The 20116-nt window shown below is 60.9% G+C and carries 22 protein-coding genes; 7 read left to right on the top strand and 15 right to left on the bottom strand.

Features of this window, described 5'->3' with window-relative positions:
- Window position 1: 1 nt before the first annotated feature.
- Window positions 2-442 (top strand): Cd(II)/Pb(II)-responsive transcriptional regulator, encoded by a 441-nt coding sequence (gene cadR / locus KHP07_RS11360; RefSeq protein WP_214497202.1) that lies wholly within the window; start codon window positions 2-4, stop codon window positions 440-442.
- A gap of 130 nt (window positions 443-572) precedes the next feature.
- On the opposite strand, the gene KHP07_RS11355 is transcribed toward cadR, so the two are convergent.
- The 3 genes from KHP07_RS11355 to KHP07_RS11345 form a co-directional block, all read right to left on the bottom strand.
- On the bottom strand, window positions 573-1406 hold the full coding sequence (locus KHP07_RS11355; protein WP_078050601.1) for a thymidylate synthase: 834 nt from the start codon (window positions 1404-1406) through the stop codon (window positions 573-575).
- Between the two features lie 51 nt (window positions 1407-1457).
- Window positions 1458-2270 carry a prolipoprotein diacylglyceryl transferase gene (gene lgt / locus KHP07_RS11350; protein WP_078050602.1) on the bottom strand — a complete coding sequence of 271 codons (813 nt, stop codon included), beginning with the start codon at window positions 2268-2270 and terminating at the stop codon, window positions 1458-1460.
- Between the two features lie 77 nt (window positions 2271-2347).
- The gene (locus tag KHP07_RS11345; protein WP_099493148.1) at window positions 2348-3130 is read right to left on the bottom strand and encodes a sulfite exporter TauE/SafE family protein; all 783 of its coding nucleotides are present in this window, start codon (window positions 3128-3130) and stop codon (window positions 2348-2350) included.
- A 121-nt stretch (window positions 3131-3251) separates the two neighbouring features.
- Between KHP07_RS11345 and KHP07_RS11340 the strand changes: the two genes are divergently transcribed.
- A complete protein-coding gene (locus KHP07_RS11340) occupies window positions 3252-3998 on the top strand; it encodes an NRDE family protein (RefSeq protein ID WP_214497201.1) in 747 nt (248 codons plus the stop codon).
- Between the two features lie 99 nt (window positions 3999-4097).
- Here KHP07_RS11340 and ptsP read toward each other — a convergent pair whose 3' ends face one another.
- Both ptsP and KHP07_RS11330 read right to left on the bottom strand, forming a co-directional pair.
- Window positions 4098-6377 carry a phosphoenolpyruvate--protein phosphotransferase gene (gene ptsP, locus KHP07_RS11335; RefSeq protein ID WP_025859566.1) on the bottom strand — a complete coding sequence of 760 codons (2280 nt, stop codon included), beginning with the start codon at window positions 6375-6377 and terminating at the stop codon, window positions 4098-4100.
- A gap of 22 nt (window positions 6378-6399) precedes the next feature.
- On the bottom strand, window positions 6400-6879 hold the full coding sequence (locus KHP07_RS11330) for an RNA pyrophosphohydrolase (RefSeq protein ID WP_003176750.1): 480 nt from the start codon (window positions 6877-6879) through the stop codon (window positions 6400-6402).
- A gap of 144 nt (window positions 6880-7023) precedes the next feature.
- On the opposite strand from KHP07_RS11330, the gene KHP07_RS11325 reads away from it, so the two are divergent.
- Window positions 7024-7680 (top strand): histidinol-phosphatase, encoded by a 657-nt coding sequence (locus KHP07_RS11325; protein WP_214497200.1) that lies wholly within the window; start codon window positions 7024-7026, stop codon window positions 7678-7680.
- A gap of 111 nt (window positions 7681-7791) precedes the next feature.
- Here KHP07_RS11325 and KHP07_RS11320 read toward each other — a convergent pair whose 3' ends face one another.
- From KHP07_RS11320 to ilvA, 3 genes are read right to left on the bottom strand one after another with little or no spacing between them, the layout of a single operon-like run.
- Entirely contained in the window at window positions 7792-8259 is a 468-nt protein-coding gene (locus tag KHP07_RS11320; protein WP_214497199.1) for a DUF2269 family protein, read from the bottom strand.
- The gene (locus KHP07_RS11315) at window positions 8260-8673 is read right to left on the bottom strand and encodes a DUF2269 family protein (protein ID WP_099493151.1); all 414 of its coding nucleotides are present in this window, start codon (window positions 8671-8673) and stop codon (window positions 8260-8262) included.
- Window positions 8674-8714: 41 nt separating this feature from the next.
- The gene (ilvA, locus tag KHP07_RS11310; protein ID WP_078050608.1) at window positions 8715-10229 is read right to left on the bottom strand and encodes a threonine ammonia-lyase, biosynthetic; all 1515 of its coding nucleotides are present in this window, start codon (window positions 10227-10229) and stop codon (window positions 8715-8717) included.
- 136 nt (window positions 10230-10365) lie between these two features.
- On the opposite strand from ilvA, the gene rpiA reads away from it, so the two are divergent.
- On the top strand, window positions 10366-11037 hold the full coding sequence (gene rpiA, locus KHP07_RS11305; protein ID WP_068936376.1) for a ribose-5-phosphate isomerase RpiA: 672 nt from the start codon (window positions 10366-10368) through the stop codon (window positions 11035-11037).
- Window positions 11038-11154: 117 nt separating this feature from the next.
- Here the strand turns inward: rpiA and KHP07_RS11300 are convergent, their stop codons facing one another.
- The 4 genes from KHP07_RS11300 to KHP07_RS11285 all read right to left on the bottom strand — a co-directional run bounded on the left by KHP07_RS11300 (window position 11155) and on the right by KHP07_RS11285 (window position 15433).
- On the bottom strand, window positions 11155-12069 hold the full coding sequence (locus KHP07_RS11300; RefSeq protein WP_078050609.1) for an SdiA-regulated domain-containing protein: 915 nt from the start codon (window positions 12067-12069) through the stop codon (window positions 11155-11157).
- A gap of 120 nt (window positions 12070-12189) precedes the next feature.
- A complete protein-coding gene (locus tag KHP07_RS11295; RefSeq protein ID WP_214497198.1) occupies window positions 12190-13116 on the bottom strand; it encodes an SdiA-regulated domain-containing protein in 927 nt (308 codons plus the stop codon).
- Window positions 13117-13350: 234 nt separating this feature from the next.
- A complete protein-coding gene (locus tag KHP07_RS11290) occupies window positions 13351-14016 on the bottom strand; it encodes a fumarylacetoacetate hydrolase family protein (RefSeq protein WP_025859317.1) in 666 nt (221 codons plus the stop codon).
- Between the two features lie 22 nt (window positions 14017-14038).
- A complete protein-coding gene (locus KHP07_RS11285; protein WP_214497197.1) occupies window positions 14039-15433 on the bottom strand; it encodes a D-2-hydroxyglutarate dehydrogenase in 1395 nt (464 codons plus the stop codon).
- 205 nt (window positions 15434-15638) lie between these two features.
- On the opposite strand from KHP07_RS11285, the gene serA reads away from it, so the two are divergent.
- Entirely contained in the window at window positions 15639-16868 is a 1230-nt protein-coding gene (serA, locus tag KHP07_RS11280) for a phosphoglycerate dehydrogenase (RefSeq protein WP_003195214.1), read from the top strand.
- A 63-nt stretch (window positions 16869-16931) separates the two neighbouring features.
- Here the strand turns inward: serA and KHP07_RS11275 are convergent, their stop codons facing one another.
- A complete protein-coding gene (locus KHP07_RS11275) occupies window positions 16932-17372 on the bottom strand; it encodes a DUF4399 domain-containing protein (protein ID WP_025859315.1) in 441 nt (146 codons plus the stop codon).
- 134 nt (window positions 17373-17506) lie between these two features.
- On the opposite strand from KHP07_RS11275, the gene KHP07_RS11270 reads away from it, so the two are divergent.
- A complete protein-coding gene (locus KHP07_RS11270) occupies window positions 17507-17983 on the top strand; it encodes a transporter substrate-binding domain-containing protein (RefSeq protein WP_100491924.1) in 477 nt (158 codons plus the stop codon).
- 79 nt (window positions 17984-18062) lie between these two features.
- Here KHP07_RS11270 and KHP07_RS11265 read toward each other — a convergent pair whose 3' ends face one another.
- Window positions 18063-18545, bottom strand: a complete 483-nt coding sequence (locus KHP07_RS11265; protein WP_100491923.1) for a 2-thiouracil desulfurase family protein — start codon at window positions 18543-18545, stop codon at window positions 18063-18065.
- Window positions 18546-18547: 2 nt separating this feature from the next.
- A complete protein-coding gene (locus KHP07_RS11260) occupies window positions 18548-19180 on the bottom strand; it encodes a 2OG-Fe(II) oxygenase (protein ID WP_214497285.1) in 633 nt (210 codons plus the stop codon).
- A 131-nt stretch (window positions 19181-19311) separates the two neighbouring features.
- Here KHP07_RS11260 and KHP07_RS11255 point away from each other — a divergent pair, with 131 nt between their 5' ends.
- A complete protein-coding gene (locus KHP07_RS11255; RefSeq protein ID WP_078050614.1) occupies window positions 19312-20064 on the top strand; it encodes a DUF2059 domain-containing protein in 753 nt (250 codons plus the stop codon).
- Window positions 20065-20116 lie beyond the last annotated feature (52 nt).

Genomic DNA, 20116 nt, shown 5'->3' with positions numbered 1-20116 from the left:
GATGAAGATCGGCGAATTGGCCAAACTGACCGACTGCCCGGTGGAAACCATCCGTTACTACGAGAAGGAAGGCCTGCTGCCACACCCGGCGCGCACCGATGCCAACTACCGCGTGTACACCCAGGCACACACCGAGCGGCTGATCTTTATCCGCAACTGCCGCAGCCTCGACATGACCCTGGAAGAAATTCGCAGCCTGCTGGGCCTGCGGGACAGCCCCCAGGACCAGTGTGAAAACGTGAATGCGTTGATCGACGAGCATATCCACCATGTGAAAGCGCGGATCGACGGGCTGTTGGCGTTGCAAGAGCAATTGCTGGACTTGCGCCAACGCTGTGGCGGCGGGCCCGAGTGCGGGATTCTGCAGCGGCTGGAAGTCAGCGGGAGTGTGGCAGCCAGCGAGGCTGAGCCCTCGCATGTAGGCAGAAGCCACGCCCACTAAATCAAGTGAACACCGCCTAAATGTGGGAGCGGGCTTGCTCGCGAATGCGGTGTGTCAGCCACTGCATGTGCAAGCTGATACTCCGTATTCGCGAGCAAGTCGAATCGTCGCACCGCCACTCCCACATTGATCAGATGGCCACGTCGGCCTTGATGCTTGGGTCGGCGTCGTAACCGACGATTTCGAAGTCTTCAAACGTGTAGTCGTAGATCGACGCAGGTTTGCGCTTGATCACCAGTTCCGGCAGTTTCTTCGGCGTGCGCGCCAGTTGGGTGCGGATCTGCTCCATGTGGTTGCTGTAGGCGTGGGTGTCGCCCGTGGTGACGATGATCTCGTGAGGGATCAGGTCGCACTGCTGGGCAAGCATATGGGTCAGCAATGCCAGCGCGGCGGTGTTGTACGGCAGGCCGAGGAACACGTCGGAGCTGCGAATGTACAACTGCATCGACAGGTGACCGTCGTGCACGAACGCCTGGTACAGCAGGTGGCACGGTGGCAGGGCTTGCTTGCCGTTGCGCGCGTTTTCCTGCGGGCTTTTGGTTTCGTCGGGCAGGTACTCGACGTTCCAGCCGTGGAACAGGATGCGGCGGCTGTTCGGGTTGGTCTTGAGCGTGTGGACCATGTAGTCGATCTGGTTGATCGTACCGCCGTCCTTGGTTGGCCAGGCGGTCCACTGCTCGCCGTACACCGGGCCCAGGTCGCCCTCTTCGGTGGCCCATTCGTCCCAGATGCGCACGCCGTTTTCGTTCAGCCACTTGATGTTGGTGTTGCCACTCAACATCCAGATCAGCTCATTGGCGATGCTTTTGAAGTGAAGCTTCTTGGTGGTCAGCAGCGGGAAGCCGTCGGCCAAGTTATGCCGATACTGACGGGCGAACACGGCCTTGGTGCCGGTGCCGGTGCGATCGCCCTTGGTCAATCCATTGGTCACGACGTCGTTCAGTAGTTCGAGATATTGCTTCATGTTGGTACCTGTATCGGTGAAGCCGAGGCTGGCGAGCCTCGGCATTCGAATTTAAAGCGCAGCGTTCTTCAGCGGTTGCGGGCGGTTATAGGCCCACCACAGCAGGCCCAGGCCCACGAGGATCATCGGCAGGCTGAGGATCTGACCCATGGTCAGCCAACCCCACGCCAGGTAGCCCAATTGTGCATCCGGCACGCGCACGAACTCGACGATGAAGCGGAAGATCCCGTAGAACAACGCGAACATGCCCGACACCGCCATGGTGGGGCGTGGCTTGCGCGAGAAGATGTACAGGATAAGGAACAGCGCCACGCCTTCCAACGCGAACTGGTAAAGCTGCGACGGGTGGCGCGGCAGTTGCGCCGGGTCGCTGAACGGCGGGAACACCATGGCCCACGGCACGTCAGTCGGCTTGCCCCACAGCTCGGCGTTGATGAAGTTACCGATACGCCCGGCACCCAGGCCGATCGGCACCATCGGCGCAACGAAGTCCATCAGTTGGAAGAACGACTTGCCATTACGACGGCCGAACCACCAGGCGGCGATCATCACGCCGATAAAACCGCCGTGGAACGCCATGCCGCCCTTCCACACTTCGAAGATCAGCGTCGGGTTGGCGATGTACGCCGAAAGGTCGTAGAACAGCACATACCCCAGGCGCCCGCCGACGATCACCCCCATCGACAACCAGAAGACCATGTCGGAGAGCTTCTCCTTGGTCCAGGTCGGGTCGAAACGGTTCAGGCGCCGGGAGGCCAGCAACCAGGCACCGCCGATGCCGATCAGGTACATCAACCCGTACCAGTGGATTTTCAGCGGACCGATGGCCAGGGCCACCGGGTCGATCTGCGGGTAAGGCAGCATTGCGACTCCTCGTTAATCATTCGTTGTTGCGACCGGACCATGCCCGGGCGCGATTAAGACTGCATTACTCACGTTTTTCAAAGCAAAAAGTTTATGCCGACACAGAACAGCAACCCGGCAAACAACCGCTTGAGCAAACGCGGCGACAACCGGTGCGCCAGGCGCGCGCCGAAGCGGGCGAACACCATGCTGGTCAGGGCAATGCCCAGCAGTGCCGGCAAATACACGAACCCTAGACTATGAGCGGGCAACAGCGGGTCATGCCAGCCCAGAATCATGAAACTTAATGCACTTGCCAGCGCGATCGGCAGGCCGCAGGCCGATGAGGTGGCGACCGCCTGTTGCATCGGCACGCTGCGCCAGGTCAAGAACGGCACGGTCAGCGAGCCACCGCCAATCCCGAAAATCGCCGAAGCCCAGCCAATCACGGTGCCCGCCAGGGTCAGGCCGACCTTGCCCGGCACCGTTCGGCTGGCCTTGGGCTTGACGTCCAGGGCCAGCTGCACGGCCACCAGCAGGGCAAACACACCAATGATTTTCTGCAGGTGCGGGCCGGAAATCGCCTCGGCGGTCAACGCGCCAAAACCCGCACCGATCAGGATGCCCACGGTCATCCACACAAAGATCGGCCAACGCACCGCGCCACGTCGGTGGTGCTCACGCACGGCATTCACCGAGGTAAAGATGATCGTTGCCAGGGAGGTGCCCACGGCCAGGTGGGTCAGCACCTGCGGGTCGAAGCCCTGCAAGGTGAAGCTGAACACCAGCACCGGCACGATGATGATCCCGCCGCCCACGCCAAACAGCCCGGCGAGCACGCCCGCACAGGCGCCGAGCAGCAAATACAGCAGAAATTCCATGGGAGCCCCCGAACCAAGTCCGGCATGTTAACGGATGGAAGGCATGCGACCCAACTGGATACGATGGAACGGCGCTGCCGGTGTGGGTAGAGTGGGAAAAAACACAAAAGGGAATCGCCTGATGTGCCTGATTGTTTTCGCCTGGCGGCCGGGCCACGCCCAGCCGTTGATCGTCGCGGCCAACCGCGATGAATTCTACGCCCGCCCCAGCCTGCCGCTGGCCCAGTGGCCGGATGCGCCCGACGTCTACGCCGGTCGCGATCAGGAAGCAGGCGGCACGTGGCTGGGGGTGAATGCCGATGGGCGTTTTGCTGCCCTCACCAATATCCGTGACCCGCACCAGCCACCGGCCCGCAAGTCCCGTGGCGAGCTGGTGGCGCGTTTTCTCAACGGTTCTCTGCCGATTGAGGACTATTTAGCCGACGTTAACGGCCGTTCGATTGAATATGCCGGGTTTAACCTGCTGCTGGGCACACGGGATGAGTTGTGGCATTACAACGCCAATCATACGGAGCCGACGCGATTGGAGCCTGGGGTGTATGGATTGTCCAACGCCGGACTGGATACGCCGTGGCCCAAACTGCTCAAGGCCAAGGCGGCATTGAGCGCGCTGCTAGAGGATCCGCAGCCGGAAGCCTTGTTGGGGATTTTGAGTGATCCGCAGACGGCGCCGTTTGCGGACCTGCCGGACACCGGCGTGGGGTTGGCGACCGAGAGTTTGCTATCGAGCGTGTTTATTGCCAGCCCAAGCTATGGGACGCGGGCGAGTACGGCGCTGATTGTAAATGCCGACGGGACGCGGCGGATGGTGGAGCGTAGTTTTGGGCCGCATGGTGGCCGACTTGGCGAGGTAGAACTGAGGATTTAGCGGTGCTTGAGCGAGCGCCATCGCGGGCAAGCCCGGCTCCCACAGTTGAAATGCATTCCAATGTGGGAGCTGGCTTGCCTGCGAAAAAGGCGACTCGGTCTAGAGGGTTTTTGCGGAGGCCGGGTTGATCATCCGCGTCAGCCCCAGGTTTTTCAGGGCCAATTGCAACGAGCTGTGGATAACTTGCGGGTTGTCGATGGTCATCAACTCCGCCAGCAGGTCCTTGGCCATGCTCAGTTCAACCTGGCGCAGCATCCACTTCACCTTCGGCAAGTTGGTGGCGTTCATCGACAGGCTGTCAAAGCCCATCGCCATCAACAGCACCGCCGCCGCGGGGTCGCCGGCCATTTCACCGCAGATGCTCACCGGCTTGCCTTCGGCGTGGGCGTCGCGCACCACATGCTGCAGCGCTTGCAGCACGGCCGGGTGCAGGTAGTCGTAGAGGTCGGCCACCCGTGGGTTGTTACGGTCCACGGCCAGCAGGTATTGGGTCAGGTCGTTGGAGCCCACCGACAGGAAGTCCACCTGCCGCGCCAGCTCCTTGGCCTGGTACACCGCTGCCGGGATTTCGATCATCACGCCAATCGGCGGCATCGGTACGTCGGCGCCTTCGTCGCGTACTTCACCCCAGGCGCGGTGGATAAGATGCAACGCCTCTTCCAGCTCATGGGTACCGGAGATCATCGGCAGCAGGATGCGCAGGTTGTTCAGGCCCTCACTGGCCTTGAGCATGGCGCGGGTTTGTACGAGGAAGATTTCTGGGTGGTCGAGGGTGACGCGGATACCACGCCAGCCGAGGAACGGGTTGTCCTCTTTAATCGGGAAATACGACAGTGACTTGTCGCCGCCAATGTCCAGGCTGCGCATGGTCACCGGCAACGGGTGGAAGGCTTGCAGTTGCTCGCGATAAATCGCCAGCTGCTCCTTCTCACTCGGGAAACGCTGGTTGATCATGAACGGCACTTCGGTGCGGTACAGCCCCACCCCTTCGGCGCCGCGCTGTTGCGCGCGGGCCACATCGGCGAGCAGGCCGGTATTCACCAGCAGCGGCACACGGTGGCCATCGGTGGTCACGCACGGCAGCTCGCGCAATGAATCCAGGCCCAGCGCCAGTTGCTTCTCTTCCTCGACCACTTCGGCGTATTGCTTGCGCAGTACTTCGCTGGGGTTGGTGAACACTTCACCACGATGGCCATCGACGATCATGTCGATGCCATCCACTTTGGAATACGGCAGGTCCACCAGGCCCATCACCGTCGGGATGCCCATGGCCCGGGCCAGGATCGCGACGTGGGAGTTGCCCGAACCCAGTACCGACACCAGGCCGACCAGCTTGCCTTCCGGCACTTCGCCGAGCATGGTGGCGGTCAGTTCTTCACTGATCAGGATGGTGTTGTCGGGGTAGACCAGGTTGGTGGTGCGGTCTTCCTGCAGGTAGGCCAGCAGACGGCGACCGAGGTCACGCACGTCCGAGGCGCGCTCGCGCAGGTAGGCGTCATCCATCAATTCGAAACGGTTGACGTGATCGGTGACCACTTGGCGCAGCGCACCCTGGGCCCACTGGCCAGTCTTGATTACAGTCTTGACTTCATTACCCAGCGACGCATCGTCGAGCATCATCTGGTACACGTCGAACAGCGCACGCTCTTCGGGGCGCAGTTGTGTGGCCAGCTTGGTCGACAGGTTGCGCATGTCCGCGCGCACGCCTTCAAGGGCGGTCTTGAACAATTTGATTTCAGCGTCGATGTCATCGACGGTCTTGTCCGGCACTACGTCGAGGTCAGCCGGCGGCAGCATGACCACGGCGGTACCGACCGCCGCACCCGGCGAACCCGGTACGCCGACGAACTTGGCTTCCTGGATGCCCTTGCCCTGGCGCCCAAGGCCACGAATCGAGCCGGTGGCTTCGGCGTGGGCGATAACCCCGGCGAGCTGCGCGCTCATGGTCACGAGGAAGGCTTCTTCACCTTCGTCGAACTGGCGGCGCTCTTTTTGCTGGATGACCAACACGCCGACAACGCGGCGGTGGTGAATGATCGGTGCGCCGAGGAACGAGGCGTAACGCTCTTCACCGGTTTCGGCAAAGTAGCGATAACGCGGGTGATCGGCCGCGTTTTCAAGGTTCAGGGGTTCTTCACGCGTCCCCACCAGGCCCACCAGACCTTCATTGGGCGCCATGCTGACCTTGCCGATGGAGCGCTTGTTCAAGCCCTCCGTGGCCATCAGCACAAAACGGTTGGTCTCGGGGTCCAGCAGGTAAACCGAGCAGACCTGGCTGCCCATGGCTTCCTTGACGCGCAACACAATAATCCCCAACGCCGCCTTGAGATCCTTGGCGGAGTTAACTTCCTGGACGATCTTGCGCAGCGTATTGAGCATGGCTCGGGGTCGAACTCCGTCGTCAGTCGCGCGCTAAAAGGCGCGGGGCAAGCTCTTTGAGAGCGCGACGATAAACCTCGCGCTTGAATGTCACCACCTGGCCCAACGGGTACCAATAGCTGACCCAGCGCCAGCCATCGAACTCCGGTTTACCGGTCAAATCCATCCGCACCCGCTGCTCATTGGAGATCAGGCGCAGGAGAAACCATTTCTGCTTCTGGCCGATGCACAGCGGTTGGCTGTGGGTACGCACCAGGCGTTGCGGCAAACGATAGCGCAACCAGCCTCGGGTACAGGCCAGAATTTGTACATCTTCGCGCTCAAGGCCGACTTCTTCGTTCAACTCACGGTACAAGGCGTCTTCAGGGGTTTCGTCGGGGTTGATTCCACCTTGAGGAAACTGCCAGGCATCTTGGTTGATTCGGCGAGCCCATAGCACCTGTCCGGCATCATTCGTAAGAATAATCCCGACATTAGGACGGAAACCATCGGGGTCGATCACGGCAACAACCTCGCAAACGCATGTCGCCGCATTGTTCCACAAAGGTTGATGAAGCGGCAACGAGGCTTCTTACCTTATGTGCACTCTTGTGAAAAGACCGTATTCTGGACGCCTTTTTTACAGACTTTTCAGCGAGTAACTGCAATGCGCCTGGCTTTATTCGACTTGGACAACACCCTCCTCGGCGGTGACAGCGACCACGCCTGGGGCGATTACCTGTGCGAGCGCGGGATTCTCGACCCGGTGGCCTACAAGGCCCGCAACGACGAGTTCTACCAGGATTACCTGGCCGGCAAGCTGGACAACGCCGCCTACCTGAACTTTTGCCTGGAAATCCTTGGCCGCACCGAGATGGCCCAATTGGATGAGTGGCACAACGACTACATGCGCGACTGCATCGAGCCGATCATGCTGCCGCTGGCGATTGAGCTGCTGGCCAAGCACCGCGCTGCCGGTGACAAGCTGGTGATCATCACCGCCACCAACCGCTTTGTCACCGCACCGATTGCCGCACGCCTGGGCGTGGAAACCCTGATCGCCACCGAGTGCGAGATGGAAAACGGCCGCTACACCGGGCGCAGCACCGACGTACCGTGCTTCCGCGAAGGCAAGGTGACACGCCTGAACCGTTGGTTGGAAGAAACCGGCTACACCCTCGAAGACAGCTACTTCTACAGCGACTCGATGAACGACCTGCCGCTGCTGGAGCAAGTGACGCATGCGGTGGCGGTGGATCCGGATCCGAATCTGCGGGCTGAGGCCGAGAGGCGCGGCTGGCCGGTCATCACGCTGCGCAGCTGATGGCCCCATCGCAGGCAAGCCAGCTCCCACATTTTGACCGCATTCTCATGTTGGAACTCGGTCAAGTGCGGGAGCTGGCTTGCCTGCGATGAAGTCGACACGGTCCCAGCCCTACATAGGCTTGGCGACCATCAAGTAGAAAATCACCATAAACGCCAGGAACGCCGGCCACCCCAGGCCAAACCACCAGCGCATATAGATCGCAGCCTTGATCGGCATCGCCGTGCCCTCCAGCAACGCCTGCTCGGCCATCTGGTGCACGCGAATCTGCAACCACACCACCGGCAGCCAGCAGATACCCGCCAGCACGTACAGACCGAACGTCCACTGCAGCCAGCTCTGCTGCAACGACCACCCCGCAAGATGCATCAAGCCGAGCCCGCTCAGCGGCTGGAATACCGCCGTGGTCGCGGTAAACGCCCAGTCGGCGAACACCAGGTGCTTGAAGGTCACCGCGATCACTTCCACCTTGCCGGTGCGCCAGGCGCGCAACGCGTAGTACGCCGAGCCCGCGCCCAGCCCGAACAGGAGGGTCGACGAGAGGATATGCAGGGTTTTCAGCAGCAGGTAAGCGCTCATCTAGACGGGCTTGGCACCCATCAGCCCGGCAATCGCCACAAACCCCACCAGGCTGACCACCGCCAGCACCAACGTGAAGTTCAAGCTACCGCCCTCGCCTTTGCGCAGGCGATTAAGCCGCGCCACCAGCCAGAACCACGCCAGCGCCGCCACGGTATAGAGGATGCTGGACCCCAGGATCCAGGTCTGCCCCAGCGGCCAGCCGATCAGATGGACCAGCCACCAGCCGGTAAAAGGCATGCTCACCACGCAAATACCCATCAACAACCAGACGAATGCCCACGGGCGCTGCACGGTCACCGCCGGGCCGGCGCTGCGTTTGCGCCAGGCCAGCAAAGCCAGCCCCAGGCCGCTGAGCAGCAGCAACACGGTGGCTGCTATGTGGATAACTTTCAGGGTTGTCAGGGTTTCCATGTGTCGTCTTCCTTAAAGGCCGCCCCCATCAGCGTAGTCGCTCAACCGAGGAACAGTTTGTAGGCCGGGTTATCGCTTTCATCCCAGTACGGGTAGCCAATGGCTTCCAGGGCTGCCGGCACCAGGTGGCGCTCATCCGCCGGCACTTGCAGGCCGGCGACCACACGGCCGTCTGCTGCGCCGTGGTTGCGATAGTGGAACATCGAGATGTTCCAGCGCCCGCCCAATTTGTTAAGAAAGTTGAACAAGGCGCCCGGGCGCTCCGGGAATTCGAAACGTAACACCACTTCATCGCTGACCTTGGCTGCGTGCCCGCCGACCATATGACGGATGTGCAATTTGGCCAGTTCGTTCTCGGTCAGGTCCAGCACCGGGAAACCCTGGCCTGTCAGGCTGGCGATCAGTGCACTGCGCGGATCGTTTTCCGGGTGGGTCTGCACACCCACAAAGATGTGCGCCTCGCTGCCGGAGTGGTAGCGGTAGTTGAATTCGGTGATCTGGCGCTTGCCCACGGCCTCGCAGAACGCCTTGAAGCTGCCGGGCTTTTCGGGAATGGTCACGGCGATGATGGCTTCGCGACCTTCACCCAGTTCGGCGCGCTCGGCCACATGGCGCAAGCGATCAAAGTTGACGTTGGCACCGGAGTCGATGGCCACCAGGGTCTGCCCGGTCACGCCACGGGTCTCCACGTATTTCTTGATGCCCGCCACACCCAGGGCTCCCGCCGGCTCGGTGATGGAACGGGTGTCGTCGTAGATATCCTTGATCGCCGCACAGATTTCATCGGTGCTCACGGTGATCACTTCATCCACATAGTCCTTGCAGATGTCGAAGGTGTGCTGGCCGATCTGCGCCACCGCCACGCCATCGGCAAAGATGCCCACGGCCGGCAGTACCACGCGCTCGCCCGCCGCCATGGCGGCTTGCAGGCAGTTGGAGTCGTCCGGCTCGACACCGATGACCTTGATCTCCGGGCGCAGGTATTTTACGTACGCCGCGATACCGGCGATCAGCCCGCCGCCGCCCACCGGTACGAAGATCGCGTCCAGCGGCCCTGGATGCTGGCGCAGGATTTCCATCGCCACGGTGCCCTGCCCGGCAATAGTGTGCGGATCGTCGTAGGGGTGAATGTAGACGTAGCCTTTTTCGTCGACGAGTTTCAGCGAATAGGCCAGGGCTTCGGGGAAGGAATCGCCATGCAGCACCACCTTGCCGCCACGGGAGCGCACGCCTTCGACCTTGATCTCGGGGGTGGTCTTGGGCATCACGATAGTGGCCTTGACCCCCAGCACCTTGGCCGCCAGGGCCAGGCCTTGGGCATGGTTGCCGGCCGACGCCGTGACCACGCCGCGCGCACGCTCTTCGGCAGTCAGTTGGGTCAGCTTGTTATAGGCGCCGCGAATCTTGAACGAGAACACCGGCTGCAAGTCTTCACGCTTGAGCCAGACCTTGTTGCCCAGCCGCTCGGAGAGCTGGCGGGCGGTCTGCAACGGGGTTTCTACGGCAACGTCGTAAACGCGCGAGGTGAGGATCTTTTTGACGTACTGTTCAAGCATCGGCGGATATCACTGGGCGGGTTGGGCAGGGCCAAGGAGTCTAACCCAGCGTTTGGGCGGGCGACCACACGAATCCAGAGGTTTTGTTGGGTTATACTCGCGCCCCTCTTTACTCCCCGCCCGTTCCGGAGCCCGCATGACCCAGGATCAACTCAAACAGGCAGTGGCCCAGGCCGCCGTCGATTTAATCCTTCCTAAACTCGACGACAAGAGCATCGTCGGTGTCGGCACCGGCTCCACCGCCAACTGCTTTATCGATGCGCTGGCCCAGCACAAGGGCGCGTTCGATGGCGCCGTGGCCAGCTCCGAAGCCACCGCTGCGCGCCTCAAGGGCCACGGCATTCCGGTGTATGAGCTCAACACCGTGAGCGACCTGGAGTTCTACGTCGACGGCGCCGATGAAAGCGACGAGCACCTGAACCTGATCAAGGGCGGCGGCGCAGCCCTGACCCGCGAGAAGATCGTCGCCGCCGTGGCCAAGACCTTTATCTGCATCGCTGACGCCAGCAAGCTGGTGCCGGTACTCGGCGCATTCCCGCTGCCCGTGGAAGTGATCCCGATGGCCCGCAGCCACGTGGCCCGCGAGCTGGTGAAACTGGGCGGTGACCCGGTGTACCGCGAAGGCGTGTTGACCGACAACGGCAACATCATCCTCGACGTATTCAACATGCAGATCACCAACCCGGTGGAGCTGGAGACGCAGATCAACGCGATCGTCGGCGTGGTCACCAACGGCCTGTTCGCCGCGCGCCCAGCCGATGTACTGCTGCTGGGTACTTCGGAAGGAGTGAAAACCCTCAAGGTTTAACGCGTGACTAAATGTGGGAGCGGGCTTGCTCGCGAAAGCGGTGTGTCAGTGAAAGATTCTTCAACTGAACCACCGCTTTCGCGAGCAAGCCCGCTCCCACATTGGTCCTGCGGTACTTCAGGGATTGGTTTTCTTGAAGACGTAGAACAGGTTCGGCTCGCTGACGAGGTACAACGTGCCCTCGTCATCCATGGCGATCCCCTCGGCCTGCGGCACCCGCTTCGTCAGGCCATGGCGCCCGTTGAGCAGTGACAGACTGCTCAACGGGCGACCGTCGATATCCAGTTCCAGCACCAGGAACGACTCGTCCGACAGCGCCAGCAAATGGCCGCTGCGCTCATCGTATTGCAGGCTCGACAGGTCACGCACGAACAATCCGGCATCACGCTTGGGGTTGTTGATCACGTGGACCGAGTAGGTTTTTTCCGGTTTGAAATGCGGGAAGCCGTGCACCTCGTAGATGAGCATCGGATCGCGCTCCTTGGCCACGAACAAGCGCTTGCCCACCGAGTCATAGGCCAGCCCTTCAAACCCCTTGTTGCCACCGACGTGCAGGCCCAGGGTCATCTGCTCCGCATCGGCGGCGTCGAGGAATTGGGTGTCGTCGTCCACATGCACCTTGATCAGCCGCTGCTGGCGCTCATCGCTGATGACATAAATGTTGTCACTGATGAACTCCACGGCTTCGGCATCACCAAACCCCACCAACGGAATACGCCGTAGGATCTTGCCCTCCAAGGACAGCTCGATCAATTCGGCGTTTTTGTTGGTGACGGTAAACAGGCTTTTGCGCACCGGGTCATAGGTCAGGGCCGAGACATCGTCATCAAGCCCCTCGATGACCTGGGCTTCCAGCGTCACCCGGTAATCCGCAAGGCCAATGGAGCGCTCATCCGCCGGCTGGCGCCACGCCTGCCAGTTGAACCAGGCGCGCTCGAAGAGGCGGAAGTGCTGCGCAACGGCCCCGGCGCCGACCAGGGCGATCAGCACCAGCATAAAGAAGAGGGGTTTGGGGCGGGCTAGTCGTCGCATCGGGCGGGCTCAAAGTCAAAAGTGGCGAATGAATATCACGCCTGTCTGAATTTAAACTTAAACGCGCCCGGATGTCTGGCGAATGCCGCACATAGAGACATATCCGACGTAATCGGTGTGCTATTTCTGCTTTTCGAAACGATAGAACAGGTTGGGCTCACTGATGATGTACAAGGTGCCAGCCTCGTCCATGGTCACCCCTTCGGCTCGCGGAATGGTGTTTTTGAGGCCGTTGAATCCGCCGAGCAGGGTCATGAAGCTGACTTGCTCGCCCTTCTCGTCCAGCTCCAGCAGCAAATGGGAGTCGGCCGAGAGCACCAGCAAGTGCCCGGTGCGCGGGTCTACCGCCAGCGCGGAGAGATTGCGCATGTCCAACTCTTTGCTGGCCAGCTTCTGTTTATCGCCCGCCAGGGTCTGGCCACCGTCGCTTTTCCAGGTAAACAGCGCGGGCGGGCGCTCTTCGCCGAGTACCAGCTGCTGGTTGCGTTTGTCCCAGGTGATGGCTTCGAAGGCCTTGTTCTGGTCCTTTGAAGGGCCCAGGTCATAGCTGGTGAAATCCGCCTTGTTCAGCTGGGTGGTACTGGCGTCGACCTTGACGATGGTCAACGTGTGCTGGCGTTCGTCGACCACTGCCAGCAGGCCGTTTTCCATCACGGATACGCCTTCCGGGTTGTCCCAGCCGTTGAGCGGCATCTTGCGCAGCACATCGCCCTGCAGGCTCAGCTCGACAAGAAACGGGTTTTTGCCCATCACCGAAAACAGGGTTTTGGTCTGCGGGTTGTAGGAGACGTCGGAAGCTTCGTCCTTTTCCATTCCCGGCAAAAGCTTGCCATCAATGACGGCACGGTAGTCCGGCAGCCACACGCTCTCCTGGCGTTCGGCGGGCGTCTCAAAGCGTTCCAGCACCCACAACGCGCCGCGATCATCCCAGTGCATGGCCCAGGCAATGCCATACACAATGGCCCCGACCAGAAACAGCCAGGAGTACCAGCGCAGGGCAAAACGGGAACGCGGCTTGGGTGTAGCGGAGGGCAGAGGCACGGCCATTGGGCGCTTTTTCCGGAAAGTCAGCGTTAGGTGATAGCACAGGAACACAGGGGCCCGCGCGCTGGAGGCTGAGGATTATCCGGATGGCGTGTGAAAAAAATGCAAAAAATTGGAAACTTCAGGCGCACACAAGACCCTGTGGGAGCCGGGCTTGCCCGCGATGGCATCAACGCGGTACGTCAGTCACACCGAGTCGATGCCATCGCCGGCAAGCCGGCTCCTACAAGCGCAGGTTCAGCGCACGCTGCTGTCGAAACGGCTCACGTTCGACAGTTCCAGCACCAGCTCATCACCGACATTCAATGGGCCTACGCCCGCCGGGGTACCTGTGAGGATCACGTCGCCGGCTTGCAGCGAGAAGCAGCCGGCCATGTGCTGGATCATCGGGATGATCGGGTTGAGCATCTGCGCGCTGTTGCCGTCCTGGCGCACTTCGCCATTGATGGTCAGGCGGATGCCGATGTCGGTGACGTCGGCAAAGGTGCTGCCCACGACGAATGGTGCAATCACCGCCGCACCGTCAAAGGACTTGGCGATTTCCCACGGCAGGCCCTTGGCTTTCAGCTCGGCCTGTTTGTCGCGCAGCGTCAGGTCCAGGGCTGGGGCGAAGCCGGAGATGGCGTCGAGCACTTCTTCGCGGCTGGGCTTGGTCGACAGCGGCTTGCCGATCAATACCGCGATTTCCGCCTCGTAATGCACCGAACCGCGCTCGGTCGGAATGCTGAAACCGCCTTCGAGCGGGACCACGCAACTGCCCGGCTTGATGAACAGCAGCGGCTCGGTGGGCACCGGGTTGTCCAGTTCCTTGGCATGTTCGGCGTAGTTACGCCCGATACACACCACTTTACCGACCGGGAAGTGGATGTTGGTGCCGTCGACATACTTGTGCTGGTAGCTCATGGAACGACTCCTCAAGGGGCGATTAAACAGCGAAGATCTTGCCCGGGTTCATGATCCCGTTCGGGTCGAACACCGCTTTCACAGCCTTCATGTATTCGATTTCAACCGGCGAGCGGCTGTAGGTCAGGTAGTCACGCTTGGTCATGCCCACGCCGTGTTCGGCGGAGATCGAACCGTTGTACTTCTCGACGGTTTCAAACACCCACTTGTTCACGGTGGCGCACTTGGCGAAGAACTCATCCTTGCTCAAGTTTTCCGGCTTGAGGATGTTCAAGTGCAGGTTGCCGTCGCCGATGTGGCCGAACCAGACAATTTCGAAGTCCGGGTAATGTTCGCCGACGATCGCGTCGATTTCCTTCAAGAACGCCGGAACTTTGGAGACAGTCACCGAGATGTCGTTCTTGTACGGGGTCCAGTGGGAAATAGTCTCGGAGATGTACTCGCGCAGTTTCCACAGGTTGTGCAGTTGGGTTTCGCTCTGGCTCATCACGCCGTCCATCACCCAACCTTGCTCCACGCAGTGTTCGAAGGTTTCCAGCGCGTGGTTGGCGACTTCTTCGGTGGTGGCTTCGAATTCCAGCAGCGCGTAGAACGGGCACTCGGTGTCGAACGGCGCCGGCACGTCGCCGCGGCCCATGACCTTGGCCAGTGCCTTGTCGGAGAAGAATTCGAAGGCGGTCAGGTCCAGTTTGCTCTGGAACGCGTGCAATACCGGCATGATCGAATCAAAGTCGGTGGTGCCCAGCACCATCGCGGTGAGGTTTTTCGGCGCACGGTCCAAGCGCATGGTGGCTTCGACCACAAAGCCCAAGGTGCCCTCGGCGCCGATGAACAGCTGGCGCATGTCGTAGCCGGTGGCGTTCTTGATCAGGTCGCGGTTCAGCTCCAGTACGTCGCCCTTGCCGGTGACAACCTTCATGCCGGCCACCCAGTTACGGGTCATGCCGTAGCGAATCACCTTGATCCCGCCGGCATTGGTGCCGATATTGCCGCCAATCTGGCTGGAGCCCGACGACGCGAAGTCCACCGGGTAGTACAGGCCTTTCTCTTCAGCGACGTTTTGCAATTGCTTGGTGACCACGCCCGGCTGGCACACGGCGGTGCGGTCGGTGAGGTTCACGTCGAGGATCTGGTTCATATAGTCGAACGACACCACCACTTCGCCATTCGCCGCCACGGCAGCAGCCGACAAGCCGGTACGCCCGCCCGATGGCACCAGCGCCACCTTGTGGGTATTGGCCCAGCGCACAATGGCCTGGACCTGCTCAGTGGTCTTGGGGAAGACGATGGCGGTCGGCGCGGGTGCGAAGTGCTTGGTCCAATCCTTGCCGTAAGCCTCCAGGGAGTCTGCATCGGTCAGCACTTTGCCGGGCTCAACCAGGGTCTTTAGCTCATCAATCAGGGCAGGATGGGTCATCGACAGAACTCTCGAACAATTCATGGTCATCCTGAGAACGCTTCACGTCGCAGGAATAGGTGTTTAGCGGGGCGCGTATGCTAGCATACCGCCCCCGCAGGACAGAGCCCAAGGGCGTTTCTGCGGTGACGGCTTTCCTGCCGTCCGGGTCAGCTTAAGCGATCCGATTCCCTGCCATTTTTCTCCGGGATACAGGTTTACGCAGATGAGCAAGACTTCTCTCGATAAGAGCAAGATCAAGTTCCTTCTTCTGGAAGGCGTCCACCCATCGGCTGTCGACGTTCTGAAAGCCGCCGGGTACACCAGCATTGAGTACATCACCAGTTCTCTGCCGGAAGCCCAGCTCAAGGAAAAGATCGCCGACGCGCACTTTATCGGCATTCGCTCCCGCACTCAGCTGACCGAAGAGATCTTCGACCACGCCAAGAAACTCGTGGCGGTCGGCTGTTTCTGCATCGGCACCAACCAGGTCGATCTCAACGCAGCGCGTGAGCGCGGCATCGCGGTGTTCAACGCACCGTACTCCAACACCCGTTCCGTTGCGGAGTTGGTGCTGGCTGAGGCGATCCTGTTGTTGCGCGGCATTCCTGAGAAGAACGCTTCCTGCCACCGTGGCGGCTGGATCAAGAGCGCAGCCAATTCCTTCGAAATCCGCGGCAAGAAGCTGGGTATCGTCGGTTACGGCTCGATCGGCACTCAGTTGTCGGTCCTGGCTGAAGGCCTGGGCATGCAGGTGTTCTTCTATGACACCCTGACCAAGCTGCCATTGGGCAACGCCACGCAAGTGGCCAGCCTGACCGAGCTGTTGGGCATGTCCGATATCGTGACCCTGCACGTTCCGGAAACCGCTGAGACCCAGTGGATGATCGGCGAGAAGGAAATCCGCGCCATCAAGAAAGGCGGCATCCTGATCAACGCAGCGCGCGGCACCGTGGTCGAGCTGGACGCCCTGGCCGACGCGATCAAGGACAAGCACCTGATCGGCGCCGCCATCGACGTGTTCCCGGTTGAGCCACGCTCCAACGACGACATCTTCGAAAGCCCGCTGCGTGGCCTGGACAACGTGATCCTGACCCCGCACATCGGCGGCTCCACCGCTGAAGCGCAGGCCAACATTGGCCTGGAAGTGTCGGAAAAGCTGGTCAAGTACAGCGACAACGGTACGTCGGTGTCGTCCGTAAACTTCCCGGAAGTGGCCCTGCCGGCTCACCCAGGCAAGCACCGTCTGCTGCACATCCACCAGAACATCCCTGGCGTGATGATGGAGATCAACAAGGTCTTCGCGGAAAACGGCATCAACATCTCCGGTCAGTTCCTGCAGACCAACGAGAAGGTCGGCTACGTGGTGATCGACGTCGACGCCGAGTACTCGGACCTGGCGCAAGAGAAGCTGCAGCACATCAACGGTACGATTCGTAGCCGCGTGTTGTTCTAAGGTTTCGCCGCAGCATGAAAAAGGGAGCCCCTCGGGGCTCCCTTTTTTGCATCTGAACAAATCTTATTTGACGTTAACCGTGATCACTTTAGAGGCTACAGTCGGGTTGAACTGCATGTGCAGTTTGTCACCGGCCACCAGTTGCAGGGTGTGCTTGCCTGGGGTGAGGGTCAGTTCGGTTTCGGTCTGGGCCTTGCCGTAGTGGATCACGGTGTCGGTGGCCGGGATCGGCACGCTGGCGTCAGGCAGCTCTTTCTGGTCGATCAGCAGATGGTGGTGACCGGTGCCTGGGTCCTGGCTGGTGGCCGGGGCCAGCTTCAAGCCTTCCATGCCGAACTTCACGGTGAAGGTTTTATCGACCGTGGCGCCGTCTTTTGGCGAGACGATAAATACTTTGGCATCTGCAGGTGGAGCGCTGCGCGGGATACCGTCCGCAGCAGTGGCCAACATCGAAGCACCCAGCATCAGGGAGGCCAGGGTGGCACGGGACAAAAAGGCGTTCATTCGCTTCTCCAGTTTTTCTATGAAATCTGTAGGGTTATGACAACTTCGCGACAAATTGCTGTCCAAGGCACTCAACACCATAGCAAAGCGATGCTGAACGGCGCCTCGCACATTAAAAATCTCTAGGAGTGACCATGCGCTTTTCGCCTGGCCTGTTACTTTTGCTTCCCCTTATGAGCCCCTTGGCTCACGCCGAACTGATCGATGACGTCTTCGACCGTGGCGAACTGCGCATCGCTCTCGAAGCCAACACTCCGCCGTTCAACTTCAAGGAAGGCGACAAGGTCACCGGCTTCGAAGTGGAACTGGGCGAGCAACTGGCCAAGGAGATGGACGTGCGACCTTCGTTCATCACCACCGATGACACCGACCTGCTACCAGGCGTGGAAACCGGCAAGTACGACGTGGCCATCAACCATATCGCTATGACTGCCGAGCTGCAGGATCGGTTCGATCTCAGTGAGGCGTATAACGAGAAGCCGGCGTTGGTGATCCCGTTCCAGAAGGGTAATCCGGCGTTCAAGGCGAGTTTGGACAAGGCGTTGCAGCGCGTGAAGGCGGATGGGCGCTTGAAGGCACTGACCAATAAATGGCTGGAACCCGAAGGGTAGGCGCCGGCTTGCCAGCGATAGCGGTGAATCAGCGACAAATCAGATGGCAGGAGGATTGCGATCGTCGGCAAGCGCGCCTCTACAGGTTTTTTAGCGCCTGGGCGGCTTCGGGCAATTCCAGCTCACTGAACACCAACACGCCATGCTGCCTCAGCAACGCCGTCGTGACGCCCTCGCCCGTTACCTTGGTGCCGCTGAACGTGCCGTCGTAGGTCTGCAGGCTTCCGCAGGACGGGCTATTGGCCTTGAGCACGGCGATGCGGATGTTGTGGCGCTGCACCAGCGCCAAAGCCTGACGAGCGCCGTCGAGGAAAGCCTCGCTGAAATCTTCGCCTTCGGCGGTCAGCACTTGGGCACGGCCCTCCCACACATCCACGCCTTGCCCGCCTGGGATCTCGGCGGCAGGTCGTGGGGTTGGCAAACCACCCGACACTTCCGGGCAGATCGCAACCACACGCCCCTCGGCCTGCCATACGGCCAACTGGTCGAACGGCCCACTGGCCCCGCCGTCGTAACGCACCTTGTGCCCGAGCAGGCAGCGGCTGATCAGAATCTTTTGCATACTTAAAACGGCTCGTTACCCCGCCGGCGAAACCAACCGGTGAGGGACAGGCGTTCGCGCGTGGCGGGCAGGACTTCGTGGGGCACTTCGCCCGACAGGAACACCACCAGGCAACCGCCGGTGGGCACCACATCGTATTCGACGCCGTCCTTGAGGTACATGCGCAACTGGCCGCCCTGCTCGGGGAGCCAGGCGTCATTCAAGTAGATCACCGCCGAGACCATGCGGCGGTCGTCGTCGCGGAAACGGTCCAGGTGCTTGAGGTAGAACGCCCCCGGCGGGTACATCGCAAAGTGGCTTTCGAAGTCTTCCAGGCCCAGGAACAGGCTGCGGTTCATCGCCAGGCGCAGGCTGTCCATCAACGCCATATAGGTGTCGCAGACCGCCGCATCGCCCTCTTCCAGCCACTGGATATGGTCACCGCGAATGCCTTCACGGATCTCCTGGGTCGGGCCACGCCCCACCGCCGCCGGAGCCAATTCACCCTCGGCTGCACGTTTACGGCACTCAGCCGCCAGTTCCAGGGTCAGAGCCTGGGGCAGGAAGCCGTCCTGCCGGGACCAGCCCTTTTCGGCCAGGTCGTCGACAATACGTTGCAGCAAGGGGTGATCGAGGGGTATTTGCATGGCGCGCATAGTATCCATACGCCTGTGAATCCGACAGAGCCGCCGAGCGTCTGAATACACTTTAGTCAGGTGACCGATAGGACTTCTCGACAAATCCTACGCCCGACACGGACAATAGTGGCCGACTGACAGGAGTCCATATGCGTCGTTTGTTTTTTTCCTTGCTGATGTTCTGCGTTTTGCCCGCCTGGGCAGACGGCCATGACCAGTTGTACAAGGTCGCCGGCTGGGCCGAACAACGTGCGCATTTCAATGACGCCCTCAGTGCCGCCCAGCAACGCTACCGCAACAGCCTGCCGCCAGCGGTGTACCAGGCGCTGGTGGACAACAGCAATAAACGTTTCGCTGCCCAGGCCATGGACCAGCGCGCCGAAGCGCAATTGCGCAAGAACCTCGCAGACCCCAAGCCTGCCCTGGCGTTTTTCCAATCCCCCCTGGGCCGCAAGATTGTCGCCGCCGAGCTGCTCGCCACGCGCCGCGACCAACTGGCGAAGAACGCCCAGGGCCTGCCGAAGATCGAAGCCGATGCCACCCGCAGCCTGATCATCGGCCACCTGGCCCAAGCGCTGCCTGCGCGCGAGGCCGGCGCAGAAGTCAGCCTGGCGATTGCTGGCGTGGCGGCAGACAGCTTGAGCCAGATGATCCCCGGCCTGTTGGGCGGCGGTCAGGCCCAGGGCATGTTGAATGGCCAGCGCGAGCGGCTGATGCAACAGATCGATAAGGACCTGAACAACACGCTGCTGTACGTCTATCGGGATTTGTCCGACCCGGAACTGGAAGAGTTCGCTACGTTTGCTGAGTCGCCGGAGGGTAAGGCGTATTACCAGGCGGCCCTTGCAGCCATCCGCGCCGGCCTGGCAGTCGGCCAAAGCACCTCAAGCCTTACGCAGTAAAAAATGTGGGAGGGGGCTTGCCCCCGATGGCGATTTGTCAGACATCTATTGT

Source organism: Pseudomonas sp. VS40 (genome assembly GCF_018587885.1).
GTDB classification, from domain to species: domain Bacteria; phylum Pseudomonadota; class Gammaproteobacteria; order Pseudomonadales; family Pseudomonadaceae; genus Aquipseudomonas; species Aquipseudomonas pergaminensis.
Note: the sequence above shows the minus strand (reverse complement) of the source record. Positions and strands in the feature narration are given on the sequence as shown.